The following is an 18928-nucleotide window of genomic DNA, read 5'->3' as shown; positions in this document are numbered from 1 at the left end:
ATACCTGACTCAGCTTCTTTGATCATGCTAACAATTTGGGTTTCGGTAAACTTGCTTTTTCTCATCGTAAATTTTCCTATTTAAGTTAATGGAAAATTCTACTTATAAACTGTTTCATTTTTTGGGGGAGTTACATTTCGGCTTCATATTTCTACCTTAATTCCATATTAAACTTGTTTTGATAGGGCAATATCGCCTGAAGTTTAGTGAATTAATATTTTTGAAAATTTGAACACAGGTTGGAAAAACAGCGTGCGTGTAAAAGATCCCTGGGATAACCAATTAACGAAACCACTTTTGACTTTATTTTTAATTATTTCTGTTTGTGGTTTAATCTTAAATAGCTTTTATCAAATCCAGCAGACACGGTCTTTTAGTGAAGCCGTTCGTGAGCAAGTCAAAACCCAGACTTTAAATGCCGCAGCAGAAGTGGGTAGTGAACTAGAAAAAATCATGACAAGTGTTGATAGGTTTGCCCGTGAAGTGACGGCAACGCCAGATAAAACATTTGTGTTAAAGCTGTTAGAAGACGAGTTTGCCGTCAATGAAGATATTTATTCTTTAAATGTGACCTTTCATCCTTATCAATACCAGCCAAATATCCGCTATTTTAGCCCTTATTATGAAAGGTTAACGGGGGTCGAACGTAAATATAACTTGGTTGATTATGACAAGCCTTATAAAGAATTTAGCTGGTATCACAGGCCGTTAAAAGAGGGGCCTATCTGGACTGAACCTTATTATGAGCCGCAAAACAATGTGTTGATGACGACTTATTCAGTGCCTTTTTATCAATATAAAAATGCCAAACGAGAAGGGAAAATGCCAGTGGGAGTGGTTCCCTCAGATATATCGTTGGATCATTTAACGGCTTCACTCAAAGAGCTTGATTTGGGTTTAGGTGGTTATGGTATTTTATTTTCTAAGCAACAAAACCTAATCTCTCACCCTGTATTCAGCCATGTCAGAGAAATGGAAAACTTAAAAGACTTAGTGTCAGAGACTGAGTTTGCTTATCTCTCTAAAATATCAGGGTGCTTTGAAAGCGATTTAGATTACCTTTTTTTTAATGGTGAAACACTTGATAACAGCGAGCATTATGCTGCTTGTACAAAAGTGCCTCACACAAATTGGACATTGATAACTCGGATGTCTTCTGACATGTTTTACATGGACAGGGACGAACGTCGCCAAAATAATATTCATATTATTGCTTGGGGCGCAGCTTCATTTATCTTTCTTATTTTATTGATGACGAAAGTAAGAAAGCTGACTTGGACTCAAAACAATGTACTTTTATCAGTAACGCTGATTTTGAGTACTTCGTTGGTGCTTGAATTTGCAAGAAGCTTTAAAACTCTTGAGCAAATTGACAATGTTGTGATCACAACACAAGCGCAAAGAGAGGCGTTTTCATCAAGTTATAGTGACAGGATGGAAACAATGCATGTTGCGCAGCCTGAATATGTTGCAACGGGTTTGTATGTTGAGTCTCTTGAATTTGTAAATGCCAACAACGTGCATTTGACAGGTCATGCTTGGCAAAAGCTAACCGCTTCTCAGAAAACCTTTATTGAGCCTAAGTTGGCTTTTAATCACACCGTTAGCAGCAAAGTTGAAGAGGCTTACCGACAAGATTTAAAAGATGGTGGTTTGTTAGTTGGCTGGCGTTTTTCGATAAAAACAAGGCAGCAGTTTGATTACAGCAAATACCCGTTTGATCATAAGAGCATAGAGCTGAGTTTTAATGAAGCAGATATGGGTGGCAATGTCATTTTAGTGCCAGATCTTGAGTCGTATGAAAAGCTGTCAAAGATGGACAATCCGGCTGTATCTCCCGATATTGTGCTTGATGAATGGTTATTAAAGAGTAGCTATTTCAAGTACCGGTTTGAGAGCTACAACACGAACTTTGGTCTTGATACATTCTTTAACCAAAATGTCGCGCCTGAGCTTAACTATAACATTAATATTGAGCGTGAATTTATCGGACCATTTGTGACGACCCTTTTGCCTGTGATGGTCATGGTGTGTCTGTTATATGCGTGTGTTGTGAGTATGAAGTACACACCTTATGGTGACTTGCGTAACAATATAACCGCAGTTGTATTCACGATTTTACTTGCCCATTACAGTATTAGAGAGCATTTACAAATTGATGAAGTCGTCTATTTTGAAATCTTTTACTTCTTGCTTTATTTAGTATCTTCATTGTTTATGTTGATAGCACATCAATATTACAAAGCGAAAGAAGAAACAGGAGATGGACGAATATACAAACGCCTAGCCAATATTTGGTTCTGGCCTGTGATGACAATCTCAATTTTTGTTATCACTATACTGACCTATTACTAAAGCTCTAATTGCAAAAAAGGCGATCATTTATCCTCATGGTCGCCTTTGCTAGCAGTTGTTAATAAAGGTAAAATTAGTTAGCTGTAGCCGTTATGCTTACGCCATTATAAGCGCTATAGCCTCTAAGCATAACGTGGTATCTACCTGCACCAGAGCTCACAGTACAAGTCTCTTCATTACCCCAGCGATAAGGTCGGCAATCATAAGTTGTTCGAGTTGGTTCGTTGCCCTTACGAACATATAAGTCAGCGTCACCTGAACCACCTGTTATCACTATGGTGGCACCTGACATGCCAGCTGGCACATCAAAGTAGAAGAATTGCTCATTGTTTCTAGCGCCACTTAAATCAACTTTAGCTACACCATCTTTAAGTAGTTTAGGGTCCGAACCATCATCGACGGCAAGAGTATAGGTTTTGCTGGCTGTTGCGCCAGTTTCATCAGTGATCGTGAGCGTTGCAGAGAATTGACCCGCTGAAGCGTAAGTGTGGCTTACACTAGAACCAAAACCGTTGGCTGAGCCATCACCGTATTGCCACTCGTATTGTGTAATTGCACCATTTGGCGAAGTAGAGCGGCTGCCATCAAAACTACAGCTCAGTAGATTACAGTTAATATCGAAGTCTGCGATAGGTTGCGGATCAATCGTGCCATTATCACCAGAAGGCACTTGACCATTGAAATGACTCGAAACCTGAGGCCAAATTAAACTGATTTTTGCGCCCTTGTTAGTACATCCACCTAAATGGTGAAGTGCGATAACATTGTTCGTTGCTGCAGCAAGTACTGGAGAGCCTGATGAGCCGCCAATCGTATCGCAGTAGTAGCCTAAGTCAGTACCTGTACCACGGCCATTCGCGTTTGCATTGTTTACAGAGCAAAGACCGTTAGCATCTCTGTCAGATTCAATCGACAGCTCTTTTGGATTACCAGAGCCATGCTGAGGAATGTAAATGCGCTCACCTTGTGTTGCATCACGTACATCTAGCCCAAAATAACCAAATGGTGCCGCTTTTGCGAAATCATTAATGGTAAATAACGTATAGTCGAGGGTGTAATCGGTTTTTAATAGATCTTTACCTGTGACTTTAACAACACTCTCGAGCGTATTCCCATCACAGCTTGTGTGTTGATAGTTAAACCAGACTTCTGTATTTGCCAGTTCAGATGCAGATTCCACACAATGGTTATTGGTGAACATGCGGTTATCACTGCCAACTCGCCAGCCAGTACATAAGCCACTGCCGTTCATAAGTAATCGGGCAACTGGTCGAGAGCGTTCAAACTCTGTTGGGTTTGAATTAGCCCAACACTGCACGTCTCGGCGTTCCATCGCACCACAAGTAGAGGCAATGCCAACATCGGTATCAATAGACTGTGCAAAGTCATTCTCTGTGCCATGGAAGTAACTATCGATTTCAGCATCTGCCAGCGAGATTTGGCTTTGCGTAGCGAAGGTATTATTAATTTGACCAGGCGTGTATTCAACAATTACTTTGTCTGCTGAGACTGACATAGCATAAAACGATGAAACGCCATCATCACCCTGCGCTTTTGTTGCGGTACTCATATTGAACTCAGTGTATTCATAACGCTCGCTACCATCCTCAGAGCGCACGACTAGTTTGCCGCCATTCTGTAAGTTGATATTTTTAAAGTGCAGCTTGATGTAACTGGCATTTGGGTGTGAAACCTTTTGTGTGATGACCGTTTGGTTCACGGTATTTGCAGTTGCAAATTGACTGTTAAGCGGCAGGTTAAGCTGTGCAGCTCTACCTATTGTGGTTTTTTGCGCTTGAGATGTGTATTTCATCATTTGTGTTTCTGTCAGTGGCGCTTGAGCTGCTACAGACAGTGAAACCGCACTTAACAGCGGCAAGATCTGGCGTGCTTTCATTATTATATCCTTACAATTACTTGTTTATGGTTTTGGGAACCGAGAATAAAAGTAGCGCATATTAATCGTGGTGTAAAATAATTGTTAATTTTATTTTAACTTTAATTTTACATTGCGTATTTGTTACGCAGTAGATTTCTTTAAAAATGTGGTGAATAGAAGATAAAAAAGGTGATTGATAACATACATATCAATCACCTTTCGGGTAGTTTAATAGCGGTGTCAGCCCGTAAATTATGGATTAATTTGGGCGAGGATAGCTTATTTGACTAGCGCCCAAGGTCCGCCATCAGCCTTTGGTTGGTCGCCTTGTGTCCACCATTTCGCGGTGTAAATTGCATTATTGAAACTAACCTTGTCACCTTTTAGGTAAACTTTTGTGTTATCCCATGCCGCAATCCCCCCCACTGGCGGTTTGTCTTTAGGTGGGTCAAGCTTTTCAACCACAGCTACATTTGGCCAATTAACATGTGATTGATAAAAATTTGTGACACACTTTTCATAGTCGCCTGATACAAGTGCGGAATAAGCCGTTTGGTAACCTACTAATTTACACTCGAATGACTGACCTCCTGGGCGGTCTGAGTGATAAGTCCAGTCAGCTTCCCAGTTTGTGTAAAGTACATCGGCAGAGCCGTTTAGATTTAAGCTACCAAAAGGCGTTTGCTGCCAGCAGGTATTTTCTTCGTCAGCTTCAATTGGGATGTTGTAATAGTTCGATAAACCTTCCCAGTAACGAATACGGTTTACTGGCTGACCTTTAGTACGGTTTTGCTCGCCACACTCAATGCCCCCGTTGATCACATTTATAGTGGTGCCAAATCCATAACCAATTCCAGCTGCCAGTTCTTTTTGAGAAGGTGTCCAAGTTCGGTCGATAACATGCAACATGGCTGGCTTTGGCGCTTGAGGTGTTAAGAAAAACCAAATAGCTGAAGCTAAGTTGAGCCAAGAATCAGCAACTAAACCTGGGTTGTTTAGTAGAACAGTCGCATCACCGTTGAACATGACTTCAGAGAAAGCACCGTAATTGAAGTGATAAGAAAGTTGTTTAGCACCGCGCCCAAAATAACCTTGCCCATCAGCGCATGGCCAACGACGGTTTTGCCAGTCATTTTGCCCACACCCTGTCGTGTAACCAGGTTGACCTTCAGACCACCCCATTTCACGTACATGCACGAGTGCCTGTTGCCACTCTTCTAACTGCTGTGGATTGTCAGAAATATTGTCTTTGGCAATATGTCCGCCAGTTTCTTGTGCAAAGTGTGCAAATGCTGTGATGATAGACTTCTTACAAATAGCATCAGAGTCACGGCCATCTGTATATTCACCACAAAATGCCGGGAATTTACCTATGGCACGCAAGAAACGCGTATAAGTATATTCAGGGGCAGCCATACCGGTTAAAAAATCCCATTCTTGCTGACCAAAAACACGTTCAACTCGTTTCACGTTTTCAGGGTTGTTGGCATTGCTAGGCGTGATCGCTTCAACAATACTGTTGTCGCGTGTTTCTAGCGCTTTAGCCCAAATTTGATACATAGGATCTGAGGCTTTAGCATCACGGGCTGCATTAATTTCTGCTCGAGATAGTAAATAACCGTTTGGGTTGTTTGGATCATCGACAATCGTTAAAGCATTGGCCGAAGCAATTAAACCAACTTGCAACGCAAGTAGTTTGAGAGAATGGTTTTTCATTTGAGTTCCTTTGAATCGCATGTTTCTAAAATGGGTTTGTTTAACCTATTTTTAACATTAGATGGCAAATGACATCGCTGTCAAGTTGGCGTGTTAACCAATGTGAAATTAGCATTCATTGATGGTGAACCTGTAGGGAGCTGCCTAGTATCTAGCTTGCTCTTATTTACTCAATTAATGTGTTATGAGGTTGGTTGCCAATTTTTTAAATTATATAAACTCATGATCTTAATATTTTTCGATTTTTTAGAAAAAAGGCATCTGAATGTGCGAAGCAATATTTATCAACTGTTGCGAATTTTGGGATTTGTGATACAAAAATAAAGGGGCATCATGCCCCTTTATCAGTCGCTTATAGAGGGTCTTACTTTCCTTTACCTTTTCCTTTTGATTGTTTGCCGCAATTACTTTCACCAGCGGCTTCTATGAGGGCATCTCCTTCCTCCTCAGTCAGTAATCCATTATTCACTTCAATATTCTTAGTATGAGCTACGCAGCTCACGTATTGACCATGGTTTTTCCAAAGTACATCGGTGGGAGGGCCTGCACAATTACAAGCATTCGTAACGTTTTGTGCACCTGAACAACCACATTGATCGGTAAGCGCACCAGAGGCTGTATCAGCACACATATCGTCATCATCTAAAATGTCGTCGCCATCGCTGTCAAGGTTTTAGGAGTCTGTCTGTGTAATAACTAAGTCATTACTAATGGTTAGTTTATTGTTGCGTTAATTAAAATTATATTTGAGGTAGAGATGAATTTTCAGTGTTTGTTACGGGATTTTTAAAATCAGAAAAGGTAGAAAGTAGTATAAACTCGCAGTGTGGTCGTACCAGTTTATCTGTGATATAAAAAACACATATTTTTTATTTGATTTCCACCTTAGGTTTTTACTATGAATTTACAAGCTGTCCTCTCGCAATTAGAACAAGGGCTATCAGGGATTGTCCTTCCTACCTCTTGGTGCCAAGGTCGTACTGCATTTGGTGGCGTATCTGGGGCTTTACTTTTTCAAGCAGTAAAACAAGTTGTAAAGCCAACTCGTCGTGTCTTATCTATTAGCACAAACTTTATCGGTCCACTGATTGCTGAGCAGCCGTTCGATATTAAAGTTGAAGTTTTACGTGAAGGTAAAAGCGCCTCTCAAGTATTGGCGCGTATTGAACAAGACGGCAACACTTGTGTGCTTGCGCAATTTTGTTTTGGTGAATCACGTAAATCTGAGTTACTGGTGAGTAATGATAAAACCCATCAATTAGTCGCGCCTAAGCCTGAGCAACGCATTCCTTATATCCCAAATATGACGCCAGAATTTTTTCAGCATGTTGAAATTTGCTTACAACAAGGTGGTATGCCATTTACGGGCGCAATGACATCTCACTTAGGTGGTTGGATGCGTTTTGCTGAGCATGAAGGTTTTCAAGATGAGCTGCAATTGCTGGCATTGAGCGATGCATGGCCGCCGACTATGCTGCAAATGTATCCTCGCCCAGCACCTGCAAGCACTATGAGTTGGTATATTGAATTTTTAAAACCAGTGCAACTAGAACAGAGTCAATGGTTTGGTTTTGAAGCGGTGACACATAACAGCGCTGATGGATACGCGATTGAAGAAGCGAAAATTTGGCACCCTGATGGGGAGCTTTTGGCACTAAGTCGACAAACGGTAGCGGTGTTTGCTTAACGCATGAAAAGAAATGGGGCTTCACTGAAGCCCCATTGATTATGATTGTCTATTTCTCACTGTAACAAGGCCGATCATTAAGCCTAGTAAGTAGAACAAGCTACCACCTGAGCCTCCCCCTTGGCTTTCACTTTTTTGTTCTGCATTTTGGGAAGACGATGAATTATTATTGTCGCTTCCTGTGTTTGTGCTACTACCATCAGAATTAGAACCAGAACCAGAACCAGAACCAGAACCAGAATCACCAGCGCCAGAGTCACCAGAGCCAGAATCACCAGAGCTATCCTCTTTTTCTTCTACTTTAAACATTAAAGTATGCTTACTTGAAGCGCCTTCAATGTCATAAGTGGTGATTGGTAATTTAAATTCGCCTGCTTCAGAGAAAGTAATGGTTAACGTATTTTTTGATAGTGTCATATTGTCTAAAACACCATTTAACTCAACGGTTATCGGTAAGTCTTTGTCATCAACAAAGTGCTCGGCAAACGTGATTGTTAACTCTTCATCTGTTTTCACAGCAAACTCTAAATTGTTTATCGCTGTTGGCGCACTATTGTATGTGAGTTGCACTGACAGCTCTGTACTTTGCTCCAATGAATTGCTGACAGAGACAATGAGACTTTGAGAGTTTGAAGGCTGACCATCAAATTCCAACAAACCTTTTTCAGATAATGACACGCCCGGTAGTGTTTGTGTTGTGACAAACTTAAGGTCCTGACGCTGTTGCTCGCTAAAGTAGGTGGTTAAATCCCAGCTAGCTGGATTGCCTTGGTTTAGAGTTAACTCGACTGACTCAGAGGTTGGTGACAACTCATTGGTGATAACCATAGTACCTTTTGAGTAAAAGTGTAAGTAATGGTTTTTTTGTGCGTATTTTCCCTCATATAGATTGAACTCACCAACACGTGAAAATATGTTTTCAGCTTCAGTATCAAGCAGGTAAGTATCTAAAGTGTCGTAGTTTCCAACATCAAAAAACCACAAAGATTGAGTGTCGCTCAACTGAGCTGGATTCATTTTTGGCACTCGGGGTAATGCAATATCTTCTTTAACGAACTCACTCTCTTCAAGACGGTAGATACCATGTTCACTTATTTTGCCAAACCCCCAATATGCAGGTAAATAAAAACGCTTATTAACGTATGTAACTTCTCCATAGTAATCAGTTAGGCTATTAGTAAATATAGGTAAGTCGATAGTTTTATGAAGGGTTAATTGAGCATTATCAAAGAGTAAGTGATGTAATTTTTGCAAATCTCTGTCAAATGCATAAATATTAATGCCATCAACAATATAACTTGTATGTTTGTTAAGTCTTGTACTCGATCCTAAGTTCAAGTCAAAGACTTGTTTGTATGTTAACCCTTCTTCACTTGCTTCAAATAAATAATAGTCACCAGCAGAAACAAACACGACTTGAGTGTCAGTTAATGCAAAAACAGCCTGCCACTCTGCAAGTTCAGAGCTGTTTTCAAGTACTAATTTACCTTTTTTGAAATTTAAATCAGTCTCATCTGCGTTCGTCGAAATTAATGTATAAGAGTCATTTTTTACATATAAAACTTGCTTACCTAATTTGTAAAAACCGTTATATGAAGAAATTTGATTATGAAGCTGATCAGTCAGTGAGATATCTTTAGTGAATGTTTGTCCACGCTCAGATGAAAGTGCAGATAAAGTGAAAAATCGACCGTTGAAGTTTAAGCTACTGCTGTCCCCAATTACTAGATTTGGGTAATAATCAGGGCCACTGGTTTTGAGTCTGCCTTGTTCTTCTTGTCTTTCTATTGAGCTAAAAGAACCATCATTGTTAATGGTATTGACTTTTAAGCTTGTACTTTTTGAATAAAGGCGAAGTGTTTCTTTATCAAGGTTTGGGCTACTCGGCACACAGCCTGCGCATACTTCGGTCGCAGCGTAATTATTCTCAGCAGTTAAAGTCAGCTCTAAAAGTTGTGCATAGTTATACGCAAGCAAACGATTGTCAGTGCTGAAGATATCATGCACTGACAAATTATCTGGCAAGAAAGTTTCGCGTGAAACTTCACGGTGGTTAGCCACACGGTTATCGGTTGTTAGTGTCAGTTCAATGACAGTGTCGTAATTATGTATGAGCAGAGTATTGTTTTCTGGGTCATATGCACTGGCAATCCTTCCTGGGTATCTGAAGTCAAAAGAACCGTTAAACATTTCTTGATAGTTGTTATTTAAATCAAACACCTTTAAGGCATCTTTAGCTATGTGTAAAACCAAGCCTAAACCTGGGTAATGGTGCTGTTTACCTTGGTCGAAATTTTCATCATTTATGGTGACACTGTTTCCTTTAGAGATTGAAAAGTTTGCAGGGTCCCAATAATAAGGTGTGAATTTGGTGACTGCTCTTTCACTATTTTCGTAAGCATAAAAAGCAGAGCTGGTTAGCTGACCTGATGTACTCCATGACTCAGGATTAAACTCTGTGACTTGCTTTTCAACTAGCTTATATTCTTCAGTGATCTGCCAAACAATGATATTACCGGAGAAATCAACCGACAGAAGTGATTTACCATTTTCAGAGAGAGCATACTCCACGGTATTTCTAGCATCTGAGGCAAAATGCAAATGAGGATATTCAGACTTTAAAAGAAAATCATCATCGGTTACTTCAAAAATGTTCAGCCCATCTCGACCATATAAAACGAGCGTAGATGCGTTTAATAAGGTTTTTGAAGAAGTTGCTTCGTATTGATTAATCTCATGTGAATTAATTTTTTTTAGTGTGAGATTGTTCGTATTAATTGTCGCCAAGCTATCTGCACTGAGTAGAGAAATGCTTAAAGCGGTAATTGTAGAGAGGATTCTTTTCATTCTATGCTCCTTTAAGAGGAACGTATTCTATATGGCTTTTTTAGTTAATGCTCCGCTATTTCAATTTTTATGTATTTTTACATAGGTCAAAGTTGATCAAAAACCTATTGAACCACTCATCAATTTTAAATAAGTCTTTAATAATTAATAATATAGTAAGAGGTTAAGCAGAATAAGCTTTCATCGAATTCTCTGCTATGGGTATTTCGATAAACATATTTTTAGTAAATAGTTTTGGGTAAAGAAAAAGCTTCAATTCAAAGCGTTTCTCGAAACATAGCTTATACTTATTAAATTAAGATATTCTAAACTCTACAGGAGATAAGGATGGATTATCCATGGATAATTAAAGCGAACAGAATCTTTTCTGGCGTGTTAGTTGCGCAGTTTTTACTATCCCTCTTTATCGCTTTTTTCACTCAAACCTGGTTTGAGGCCATTGTTATTGGCTTGTTTACTCTCAGTCTCCCTTTATTTCTCATTAAGAGCGCACCGCAATCTTCTATCACTAGATACAGTGTTGGTGTTGCTGTTCAGGTGTTTGCTGCCCTCCATATTCAGCAGACTATGGGCTTAACAGAGCTACACTTTGAAATCTTTGTCATGTTGGCATTCTTGAGCTTTTACCGGGACTGGAAAGTTATTTTGGCGAGTGTGGGTTTTGTGGCTGTTCACCATATTTTGTTCTTTGTGATGCAGCTCCAAGGCTCTAGTGTTTTCATATTCGAAGAGGGTCATTTGTTGTTTTACATCTTGATGATCCACGCTTTATTCGCCGTTGTTGAAGCCGGTGTGTTGATGTATGTGGCGAAGCACTCTCACCGAGAAGCAGTTGCAGCACATGATTTATCGTCCAGTGTTAAAACCATTTTGGCAAACAATGGTAAGTTTGATTTAGCCAGCTATCAGCCAAGTGAGTCAAAGCAATTGGCTGATTTTAATAAGCTGATTAGTTCATTCTCTAATTTGATTACGCAATCAAAACAGGTATCCGATTCCGTGGCGAACATGGCAGAAGAAGTAGCCATTCTTACCGCTCAAGCACAAAGCGCTAGTGAAGATAATGCGAATCAGATCAATTTAATAGCTACTGCGGCAGAAGAAATGACAGTGGCTAGTAGTAATGTATCTGGCCAGGTTGCCAGTGCAAATGACAATGCCAATGACGCCTTTATCAACACAGATAAAACTAGAGCGATTATCGACAGCTCGGGTCAAAATATAGATGCTTTAACTCAAGAGTTAGCAGATACCTCAAATACAATCAGCGAGCTGGCTAATAAATGTAATCAAATTGAAGAGGTTATGAACGCCATTAAATCCATTTCTGATCAAACAAATTTACTGGCGCTAAATGCGGCGATTGAGTCTGCAAGGGCTGGTGAGCATGGTCGAGGGTTCGCGGTTGTTGCAGACGAAGTACGAAAATTGGCGATGAAGACCCGTGAAAACGCCGAACAGATCAGTGATATCACGGCATCTTTAACCTCAGAGGCTTCTTTGTCAGTCGAGCAAATGGCTAAGTGTCTAGAACAAGCACAAGGTACTGTGACGCAAGCTAATGAAGCATCAGGTATGATGTCAGGCGTGGTGCAAAGTATTCAAAGCATTGTCGATAATATGACGTCTGTGTCGAGTGCAGCGGAGGAGCAAACAACAGTATCTGACAGTATTTCTCAGTCAACTCAGTCACTTGCGAGTAATTCAAAGCACTTGCAAAGCTCTACTGCCGAAATGGGACAAAAATTTGCAAGTATGCAACAGCAAATAAATAGCTTAAATCAGGAAATGAGTCGATTTGAAGTTTAAGTGGTTGCCAGTCCTATTAATTTTTTGGACTGCGGGTTTATTGCTTGCAGTCTTATATGCAGCAAGTAACAAAGCCAAACATTTCGACCCTCAAAATGTATTACATCAGTCGGCGCTATCATTATCTTTCGATACTGTATTTGTTGAAGCGTTATCAAAACATAATTTAGAACTTGCTGGTAGTGTGATCCATTTTCAAGGCCGTGACTGTTTTTGTCAGACTGTCGCGCAAAGTCATATTAATTCGGTAGAAAAGCTCGCTGAAAAACACCTGTTTAACAGTGTTACTGTCATGCTAGATGAACTGAGCATGCTAAAAATGTTTGTTCCCTCAGTTCCAGCGGTTGCAGTGATCGACAAAGCTGGTAAGTTAAACTATTTCGGCCCATATTCGTCCGGTATGTTTTGCACTGAGGGGGATGGATTGGTTGAGCCATTTATTGAAAAAGGCAAATTAGCTAGGACTGGTGCAACCGTGATATCCCAGAGTCAGGGGTGTTATTGCAACATAACTTCTGTGTAGAGATTTGTTATTTAAGCCTTAAACTTCAACCGATTATTATTATCTCGCGAGTCTAATATTTGCTGCTTATTAAACTGCTGCGTGTTTTTTGCTGCGCGGTCATATAGAAGCACATTAACCGTAGCGGCTAAATTCATACAACCAGTGGTTGGCATATAAACGACGGCACTGGCTTTATCGACCACTTCTTGTGGTAGACTGCCATCTTCAGGGCCAAAAATATAGAGTGCTTGCTCTGGGTGCTCAAACAAAGGCAGTGGCGTTGCCCCTTCAACAAGTTCAACACAGACAATGGGAATATCTTTGCTAACGGCTTGGGTTAAATCTTCGACTTGCGTCAGTGGAATTTTTTCACTGACATTTTTAGTATCGGTTTGATGCTTTGCTGCAATGGCGTAACGTCTACCAGAAAAAAATACCTCATTGGCCTCATAGCAGCCAGCAGCACGCATAATACCGCCAACATTCGTCGGTGATTTAGGGTTGAATAAGCCGACGGCGCAGTAAGGTGAATGTTTATCTTTCATAATGACACTAAATTGATAATTAAAACCGGCGCAGTATAAACCTTTCTGAAGATATTTTCTCTAACTTAACCTGAGCTTTGCTGAAAGCTAATTAACTGCTTAATGTGATTGAATCATTAATTATGAATACTCAATAGCACTAAATTATTTAAACCAACCTCTCTTTATAATTACTTATTCTTACTAGAGTGTTTACTTAATCTGTGTTTTTTCATTACACTTTTTTTGCCAATAACGGCACTAAAAGGATATTTATTATGAAACTGAACAAAAAAAAGCTGAAAAACTTAACATCTGAAAAAGTACTCGCTAATGCAGCAACACCCAATGTGGCTGGTGGTTACTTCAATTCTGATACGCCGGACTGTATTCCAACAAACCGAGCAGAATGCCGTACGGGTGTGATTTCATGTTGGAATGGTAAAGATTGCGCATTTACAAATCGCTACTTTATGTGTGATTAATACATGAGAGCTTTGAGGCTTAGGTAACTGAGCCTCTTTTGGTTTTAACTACTTAATTTTTTGGTTAGCATGGGGTTTTAAATTGCTCTGAGCGCCAAATGAAAAAAATCGCTGTTTTTGTCGATGTGCAAAACATTTACTACACCACTCGAGACGCATTCTCACGCCAACTCAATTATCGAAAAGTCTGGCAATTTTTATCTGAGCAAGGCGATATTACTCTTGCAAACGCCTACGCCATAGCCCCAAACGATGACTCACAGCACAAGTTTCAAAAAGCCCTCAAACACATAGGGTTTAATGTAAAGCTTAAACCTTTTATTCAGCGTAAAGACGGCTCGGCCAAAGGTGATTGGGATGTGGGGATCACTATAGATGTGCTAGAACATGCACCAGATGTAGACGTGATCTGTTTGCTATCGGGCGACGGTGATTTTGATTTATTGATGCAAAAAGTGGCAGCTAAACACGGCATTGAAACATGGGCGATTGGGGTTGAACAACTTACAGCAAATTCATTGATTAATAGTTCAAGTAAGTTCATTCCAATCGAAAGTAAGTGGTTACTATAGGTTTCTAGTAATTAGGTTAGATCTAGAGTAAAAATTCTTAACCTAACATTAAGGCGTAAAAATTAAACTTCAATTGTTCATAAAAAAAGCATTGACATAATATGTCATGTTGTGCGAATTTGAGAAACAAGGATGCAGCAATTGATAAAAACCTTGCTGCTATTTTCTTAGGATAAAGAAATTTAAGGAATCGCGAACATGGATCTCAATGAACTCGCCCTACAACTTTCTAAGCAAGAAGCCGATGGTGCTTCTTTCGAATCATTTTTTATCAATCGTACTGGTCAAGATGTGCTGCAAGTCATTGTTGATGGCAACGATGAATTACCTATTTTTGTTACTCAAACCGATGAGCAAGTTTTGTGTATTTGCTACTTGTTTGAAGAGCAAGAAGTTAAAGCTGAATTACGCGCAGAATTAAACGACACCTTGCTGCGTTTAAATGTGCCAATGCCACTCAGTGCATTTGCGAAAATAGATAATAAAGTCGCCATTTTTGGTGCTTTGTCTACCAATTCCACTTTTGAGCAGCTAAGTCATGAAATAGTGACTTTATCTGGTAATGCTATTGATGCATTAGAAGCAGTCAGCGAATATTTTGTCGAGTAAAAGGAGAGTTAATTATGAGCATGTTAAGAAAACTATTTACAGCAGTTAAAGGTGGCGCTCGTGAAGCAGGTGAAAGCATTGTTGATGCCAACGCCATTCGCATTTTTGAACAAGAGATCCATGAAGGCAAAGAAGCCATTACCGCTGCCAAACGTAACTTAACAGAAGTTATGGCTAAAGAAATGCAGTTAACGCGTCATATCAAAACCTTAGAAGATAAGATTGCACAACATGAAGAATTTGCTTCTCAAGCACTCGACAAAGGCGAAGAGCCATTAGCATTAGAAATTGCTGGTAAAATTGCCGAATTTGAAGAAGAAAAAGCAGCACAATCACCTACTCTAAGCCAGTACCAACAGCACATTGGGTCATTGAAGCAACAGATTAAAGATGCAGAAAAACAACTGCAAGAAAATCAACGCCAGCTGAGTATTGTTAAAACCACAGAGAGTGTACAGCAAGCAACATTGGCAGTAAGTGACACACTAACCGCGGGTGACTCTTCAATGGCTTCGGCAAAAGAGTCTCTTGAACGAATTAAACAGCGCCAAGCTGATCGTCAAGACAGATTGGCCGCTGAAAGAGAACTAGCCGACGAAGCGCAATCATTAGAACAGAAAATGAAAGCCGCTGGTATTGGTGAAACCAATGATAGTAGCGCCGATATTCTCGCCCGCATTAAAGCGAAAAAAAATAGTTAAATACCATGAACATCAAGAAGGATACTTGGCAAAAGCAGGAGCGCGCGGTCAGGGCAACACAGCTTGCCTTTGACCTTAGTTCAGAGGTGCAAAAACATATCAAGAAGCAGGCGATCGACGACGAGGTGACTCCCTCAGACATGATCCGTCGAATTCTTGGCCTTGAAGTCAAATCAAAAAAGACCCGACAACGTTTGAGCTTTAACTTAAGCGATGAAGAGCTAAATCAACTCGGAGCGAAGTTCGGCATTGTTGAACCGGATGAAGCGCGTAAAAAGCGCTTAATCAAGCAACAAGTGGCCGACTTGTTGATCCAATTTACAGAGCAAAATAAACAAACCTAACCTCTGAAAATTAATAAATACATAGGGAGCTTATGGAATTTTTTAACATTGCACTCACTTTCCCCACGGCCATTTTCAGTACTTTGTTACTGATAGTGATTGGCTTTTGGTTAATTGCCTTATTGGGGTTTGCCGATATTGACATGCTTGAAGGTGATGTCGATGTGGATGTAGGTGAGTCAGATACTGGCTCATTGGGATTCGGCGGTGTACCACTGACCGTGTCGCTAAGTTTAGCGATTGTAATTAGTTGGTTCTGTAGCTTCTATGCACACAAATTCTTTGCCTACTTATTAGGTGATGGTGTGATGTTCTATGTGCTGGGTATTGCCATGATGCTGGGCTGCTTTTTTGTCTCACTCTTTGTCACAGCCTTATTAGTAAAGCCGTTGCGTAAGTTCTTTCAAAGTAAAGAGGCTGCGTCTAAGAGCGATTTTATTGGTCTAGAATGTGTCATCGCGACAGGCAAGGTCACTACAAGCTTTGGTCAGGGCAAAGTTCAAATCAATGGCACAGAGCAATTAATAGAAATTAGATGTGATGAAGATAAAGCCTTCTCACTGGGTGATATTGCGGTGTTAATTGAACACAACGATGTCGCTAACACTTACACCGTGGTTGAAAAGCCTTGGTAACACATTTTAAAAACACAAAATTAAACACTTGGGAAAATAGACTGGATTTATACCAGTAAAGAAAACACAATTTAGGAAGAAAACATGGAATTTCTTAATAATTTAGGACCGATTTTAACAGTTGTCGGCGTTGCGATCGCGGTTATTTTTGCCGTTATTATGATTGTCGGTAAGTTCTACCGTAAAGTAGATCAGGGTCATGCGCTGATCATCAATAAAATGAAAAATGAGCCAGATGTCACCACCACGGGCGGCATTGTTTACCCGGTTATTCACAAAATGGAAGTGATGGATATTTCAACCAAGCGCATGGTGTTAGAGCGCCGTGAAAATAGCGGGTTGATTTGTAAAGACAATATTCGTGCAGACATTGCTATTACCTTCTACATTCGCGTCAACGAAAACAAAGACGATATTCTTCGGGTTGCAAAGCAAGTAGGTTGTGAGCGTGCTTCTCAGCCAGAAACGTTACAAGAACTATTCGAAGCTAAATTCTCTGAAGCCCTAAAAACAGTGGGTAAACAGATGAACTTTGAAGAGCTATTTACTCATCGTAATGAGTTCCGTGATTCAATCAAAGAAGTCATTGGTCAAGATTTATCTGGTTATACCCTTGAAGACGTTGCCATTGATTATCTTGAGCAAACCTCAATTAATAAACTAGATCCTAATAACATCCTAGATTCAGAAGGTATTCGCCGTATCACCGAAAAAACCGCTGAACAGAATGTTAAAACCAATCAATTAAAGTGCGATGAAAAAGCGCAAATCGAGATCCAAAACCAAGAGGCACTAGAGAAATCACTCGAAATTGAACGTCAAAAAGAAGATGCACAAGCTAAACAACAACGTGAAATCGAAACCGTGCGTGCGCGTGAAGCGTCTGAGGCTGAGCGTGTTAAACAAGAAGAGCGCTTAAAAGCCGAAGAAGCAAAACTGAAAACTGACGAGCAGTTAGAAATTGCAGAGCAAAATAAACAGCGTGAGATCGATATTGCTGAGCAAAACCGTTTACGTGTGCTTGCGATTGAAGAAGAAAAAGTAGCCAGAGCACGCGAAATTGAAACCATTGAGCGCGAAAAAGAAACTTCTATCTTGCGTATTAATAAAGAAAAAGCGCTAGAAGTTGAGCAAAAAGAAATTGCTGATGTACGTCGTGACCGCGTCGCGGTAGAAAAAACCGTGGCTGAAGAGCAAGAGCGTATCAAAGATGTGAAGGTACTAGCCGAAGCAGAGCGTGAAAAAGAAGCGACTGTCATCAGAGCTCGCGCAGAAGCTGAAGAAGCATTAGTGAAAGATATTGAGTCAGCGAAAGCCAAAGAGCAAGCGGCTGAATTTAAGGCTCGTGAGCAAGAGAAAATGGCAGAAGCTGAGCTTCGCATTGCAAACCAAAAAGCTGAATCTAAGAAGATTTTAGCCGAAGCTGAAAAAGTGGAAATTGCCGCATCTGGTCTTGCAGAAGCTGATGTTATTAAAGCGAAAGCAGAAGCCAGCGCAATTCAAGGTGAAACAGACGCAAGAGTGTTACAACAAAAATTAGCTGCTGAGGCAGAAGGTAAACGTAACATTGGTGAATCAGAAGCCGTGGTGATGCGCCAGAAGCTTGAAGCAGAAGCTGAAGGTAAGCGAGAAATAGGTCTTGCAGATGCACAAGTACAAACTGCCATGGCAGAAGCTGTTGAGAAGCAAGGTGAAGCAGAAGCAATCAACCTTGAACGCAGAATGTCAGCAGAAGCGAAAGGTCTAGAAGAGAAACTACAAGCGCTTAATGCCATGGATCAAGATGCCCGTGACTACGAGAGCTTCACGTTACAGCTAAATCAGCAAAAAGAGCTAACACTTGCGAAACTAGACATTGAAAAAGACATTGCAGCGAACCAAGCTGAGATCTTATCTAAGACATTGGGTAATGCAGATATCAACATCATGGGTGGTGACGGCCAGTTCTTCAACCAGTTCATGAAAGCCATTACGGTAGGTAAATCAATCGATGGCTTAGTCGATGAAAGCCACACAGTTCAAACTTTGTTTAAAGATCACTTAAACGGTGACAGAAACATCATGGATGACCTAAAAGGGGTGTTAGCGGGTGCGAACGCGTCGTCAGAAACAATGAAAAACCTTAGCATGAGCAAACTTATGCAGCAGCTTAGTAACTCATCAGAGACTGAAAAGCAGCAGTTATTAGGTATGTTAGGCGGCTCATTGTTAAACGGCAATGCCAAAGAAGTTGAAAAGCAAGACTAGCGCAGCTTAGTAG

16 protein-coding genes are annotated in these 18928 nt (G+C 40.4%); 11 read left to right on the top strand and 5 right to left on the bottom strand.

Annotated features, from left to right (window positions below; translation table 11 throughout):
* The first annotated feature begins 252 nt into the window (after nt 1-252).
* On the top strand, nt 253-2355 hold the full coding sequence (locus ABMY35_RS14745) for a cache domain-containing protein (protein WP_349286905.1): 2103 nt from the start codon (nt 253-255) through the stop codon (nt 2353-2355).
* Nucleotides 2356-2428: 73 nt separating this feature from the next.
* On the opposite strand, the gene ABMY35_RS14740 is transcribed toward ABMY35_RS14745, so the two are convergent.
* The 3 genes from ABMY35_RS14740 to ABMY35_RS14730 all read right to left on the bottom strand — a co-directional run bounded on the left by ABMY35_RS14740 (nt 2429) and on the right by ABMY35_RS14730 (nt 6581).
* Complete coding sequence (locus ABMY35_RS14740; protein WP_349286904.1) at nt 2429-4252, bottom strand: PKD domain-containing protein; 1824 nt, start codon at nt 4250-4252, stop codon at nt 2429-2431.
* A 261-nt stretch (nt 4253-4513) separates the two neighbouring features.
* Nucleotides 4514-5950, bottom strand: coding sequence for a chitinase (locus ABMY35_RS14735; protein ID WP_349286903.1), 1437 nt, complete (start codon nt 5948-5950; stop codon nt 4514-4516).
* Between the two features lie 364 nt (nt 5951-6314).
* Nucleotides 6315-6581, bottom strand: coding sequence for a hypothetical protein (locus ABMY35_RS14730; RefSeq protein WP_349286902.1), 267 nt, complete (start codon nt 6579-6581; stop codon nt 6315-6317).
* 267 nt (nt 6582-6848) lie between these two features.
* On the opposite strand from ABMY35_RS14730, the gene ABMY35_RS14725 reads away from it, so the two are divergent.
* On the top strand, nt 6849-7637 hold the full coding sequence (locus tag ABMY35_RS14725) for a thioesterase family protein (RefSeq protein WP_349286901.1): 789 nt from the start codon (nt 6849-6851) through the stop codon (nt 7635-7637).
* 39 nt (nt 7638-7676) lie between these two features.
* Here the strand turns inward: ABMY35_RS14725 and ABMY35_RS14720 are convergent, their stop codons facing one another.
* Complete coding sequence (locus tag ABMY35_RS14720; protein ID WP_349286900.1) at nt 7677-10484, bottom strand: hypothetical protein; 2808 nt, start codon at nt 10482-10484, stop codon at nt 7677-7679.
* A gap of 327 nt (nt 10485-10811) precedes the next feature.
* Between ABMY35_RS14720 and ABMY35_RS14715 the strand changes: the two genes are divergently transcribed.
* A complete protein-coding gene (locus ABMY35_RS14715; RefSeq protein WP_349286899.1) occupies nt 10812-12293 on the top strand; it encodes a methyl-accepting chemotaxis protein in 1482 nt (493 codons plus the stop codon).
* Entirely contained in the window at nt 12283-12816 is a 534-nt protein-coding gene (locus ABMY35_RS14710; RefSeq protein ID WP_349286898.1) for a DUF6436 domain-containing protein, read from the top strand. Before ABMY35_RS14715 ends, ABMY35_RS14710 begins: the two co-directional genes overlap by 11 nt.
* An 11-nt stretch (nt 12817-12827) precedes the next feature.
* Here the strand turns inward: ABMY35_RS14710 and ABMY35_RS14705 are convergent, their stop codons facing one another.
* Nucleotides 12828-13343, bottom strand: a complete 516-nt coding sequence (locus tag ABMY35_RS14705) for an RNA methyltransferase (RefSeq protein WP_349286897.1) — start codon at nt 13341-13343, stop codon at nt 12828-12830.
* 257 nt (nt 13344-13600) lie between these two features.
* Here ABMY35_RS14705 and ABMY35_RS14700 point away from each other — a divergent pair, with 257 nt between their 5' ends.
* The 7 genes from ABMY35_RS14700 to ABMY35_RS14670 all read left to right on the top strand — a co-directional run bounded on the left by ABMY35_RS14700 (nt 13601) and on the right by ABMY35_RS14670 (nt 18915).
* Nucleotides 13601-13807 carry a hypothetical protein gene (locus tag ABMY35_RS14700; RefSeq protein WP_349286896.1) on the top strand — a complete coding sequence of 69 codons (207 nt, stop codon included), beginning with the start codon at nt 13601-13603 and terminating at the stop codon, nt 13805-13807.
* Between the two features lie 98 nt (nt 13808-13905).
* The gene (locus tag ABMY35_RS14695) at nt 13906-14379 is read left to right on the top strand and encodes an NYN domain-containing protein (protein ID WP_058031979.1); all 474 of its coding nucleotides are present in this window, start codon (nt 13906-13908) and stop codon (nt 14377-14379) included.
* 198 nt (nt 14380-14577) lie between these two features.
* Nucleotides 14578-14988 (top strand): DUF2170 family protein, encoded by a 411-nt coding sequence (locus tag ABMY35_RS14690; protein ID WP_130255955.1) that lies wholly within the window; start codon nt 14578-14580, stop codon nt 14986-14988.
* A gap of 14 nt (nt 14989-15002) precedes the next feature.
* Entirely contained in the window at nt 15003-15689 is a 687-nt protein-coding gene (locus ABMY35_RS14685; protein WP_349286895.1) for a PspA/IM30 family protein, read from the top strand.
* 5 nt (nt 15690-15694) lie between these two features.
* Nucleotides 15695-16033 carry a hypothetical protein gene (locus ABMY35_RS14680; protein ID WP_349286894.1) on the top strand — a complete coding sequence of 113 codons (339 nt, stop codon included), beginning with the start codon at nt 15695-15697 and terminating at the stop codon, nt 16031-16033.
* A 32-nt stretch (nt 16034-16065) separates the two neighbouring features.
* Complete coding sequence (locus ABMY35_RS14675) at nt 16066-16668, top strand: DUF1449 domain-containing protein (protein WP_349286893.1); 603 nt, start codon at nt 16066-16068, stop codon at nt 16666-16668.
* An 84-nt stretch (nt 16669-16752) separates the two neighbouring features.
* Nucleotides 16753-18915 (top strand): SPFH domain-containing protein, encoded by a 2163-nt coding sequence (locus ABMY35_RS14670; protein ID WP_349286892.1) that lies wholly within the window; start codon nt 16753-16755, stop codon nt 18913-18915.
* The last annotated feature ends 13 nt before the right edge of the window (nt 18916-18928 follow it).

The sequence above is a fragment of the Pseudoalteromonas sp. BZB3 genome, from assembly GCF_040104455.1.
Classification (GTDB): domain Bacteria; phylum Pseudomonadota; class Gammaproteobacteria; order Enterobacterales; family Alteromonadaceae; genus Pseudoalteromonas.
The sequence above is the reverse complement of the archived record's forward strand: the minus strand, read 5'-3'. Positions and strand labels throughout refer to the sequence as shown.

Excerpts from the sequence above, each read along its gene's own strand:
- ABMY35_RS14690 (WP_130255955.1), top strand. The coding sequence starts at position 14,578 with ATGGATCTCAATGAACTCGCCCTACAACTTTCTAAGCAAGAAGCCGAT.
- ABMY35_RS14705 (WP_349286897.1), bottom strand. The coding sequence starts at position 13,343 with ATGAAAGATAAACATTCACCTTACTGCGCCGTCGGCTTATTCAACCCT.
- ABMY35_RS14715 (WP_349286899.1), top strand. The coding sequence starts at position 10,812 with ATGGATTATCCATGGATAATTAAAGCGAACAGAATCTTTTCTGGCGTG.
- ABMY35_RS14685 (WP_349286895.1), top strand. The coding sequence starts at position 15,003 with ATGAGCATGTTAAGAAAACTATTTACAGCAGTTAAAGGTGGCGCTCGT.
- ABMY35_RS14740 (WP_349286904.1), bottom strand. The coding sequence starts at position 4,252 with ATGAAAGCACGCCAGATCTTGCCGCTGTTAAGTGCGGTTTCACTGTCT.
- ABMY35_RS14700 (WP_349286896.1), top strand. The coding sequence starts at position 13,601 with ATGAAACTGAACAAAAAAAAGCTGAAAAACTTAACATCTGAAAAAGTA.
- ABMY35_RS14720 (WP_349286900.1), bottom strand. The coding sequence starts at position 10,484 with ATGAAAAGAATCCTCTCTACAATTACCGCTTTAAGCATTTCTCTACTC.
- ABMY35_RS14735 (WP_349286903.1), bottom strand. The coding sequence starts at position 5,950 with ATGAAAAACCATTCTCTCAAACTACTTGCGTTGCAAGTTGGTTTAATT.
- ABMY35_RS14680 (WP_349286894.1), top strand. The coding sequence starts at position 15,695 with ATGAACATCAAGAAGGATACTTGGCAAAAGCAGGAGCGCGCGGTCAGG.
- ABMY35_RS14725 (WP_349286901.1), top strand. The coding sequence starts at position 6,849 with ATGAATTTACAAGCTGTCCTCTCGCAATTAGAACAAGGGCTATCAGGG.
- ABMY35_RS14730 (WP_349286902.1), bottom strand. The coding sequence starts at position 6,581 with ATGTGTGCTGATACAGCCTCTGGTGCGCTTACCGATCAATGTGGTTGT.
- ABMY35_RS14675 (WP_349286893.1), top strand. The coding sequence starts at position 16,066 with ATGGAATTTTTTAACATTGCACTCACTTTCCCCACGGCCATTTTCAGT.
- ABMY35_RS14695 (WP_058031979.1), top strand. The coding sequence starts at position 13,906 with ATGAAAAAAATCGCTGTTTTTGTCGATGTGCAAAACATTTACTACACC.
- ABMY35_RS14670 (WP_349286892.1), top strand. The coding sequence starts at position 16,753 with ATGGAATTTCTTAATAATTTAGGACCGATTTTAACAGTTGTCGGCGTT.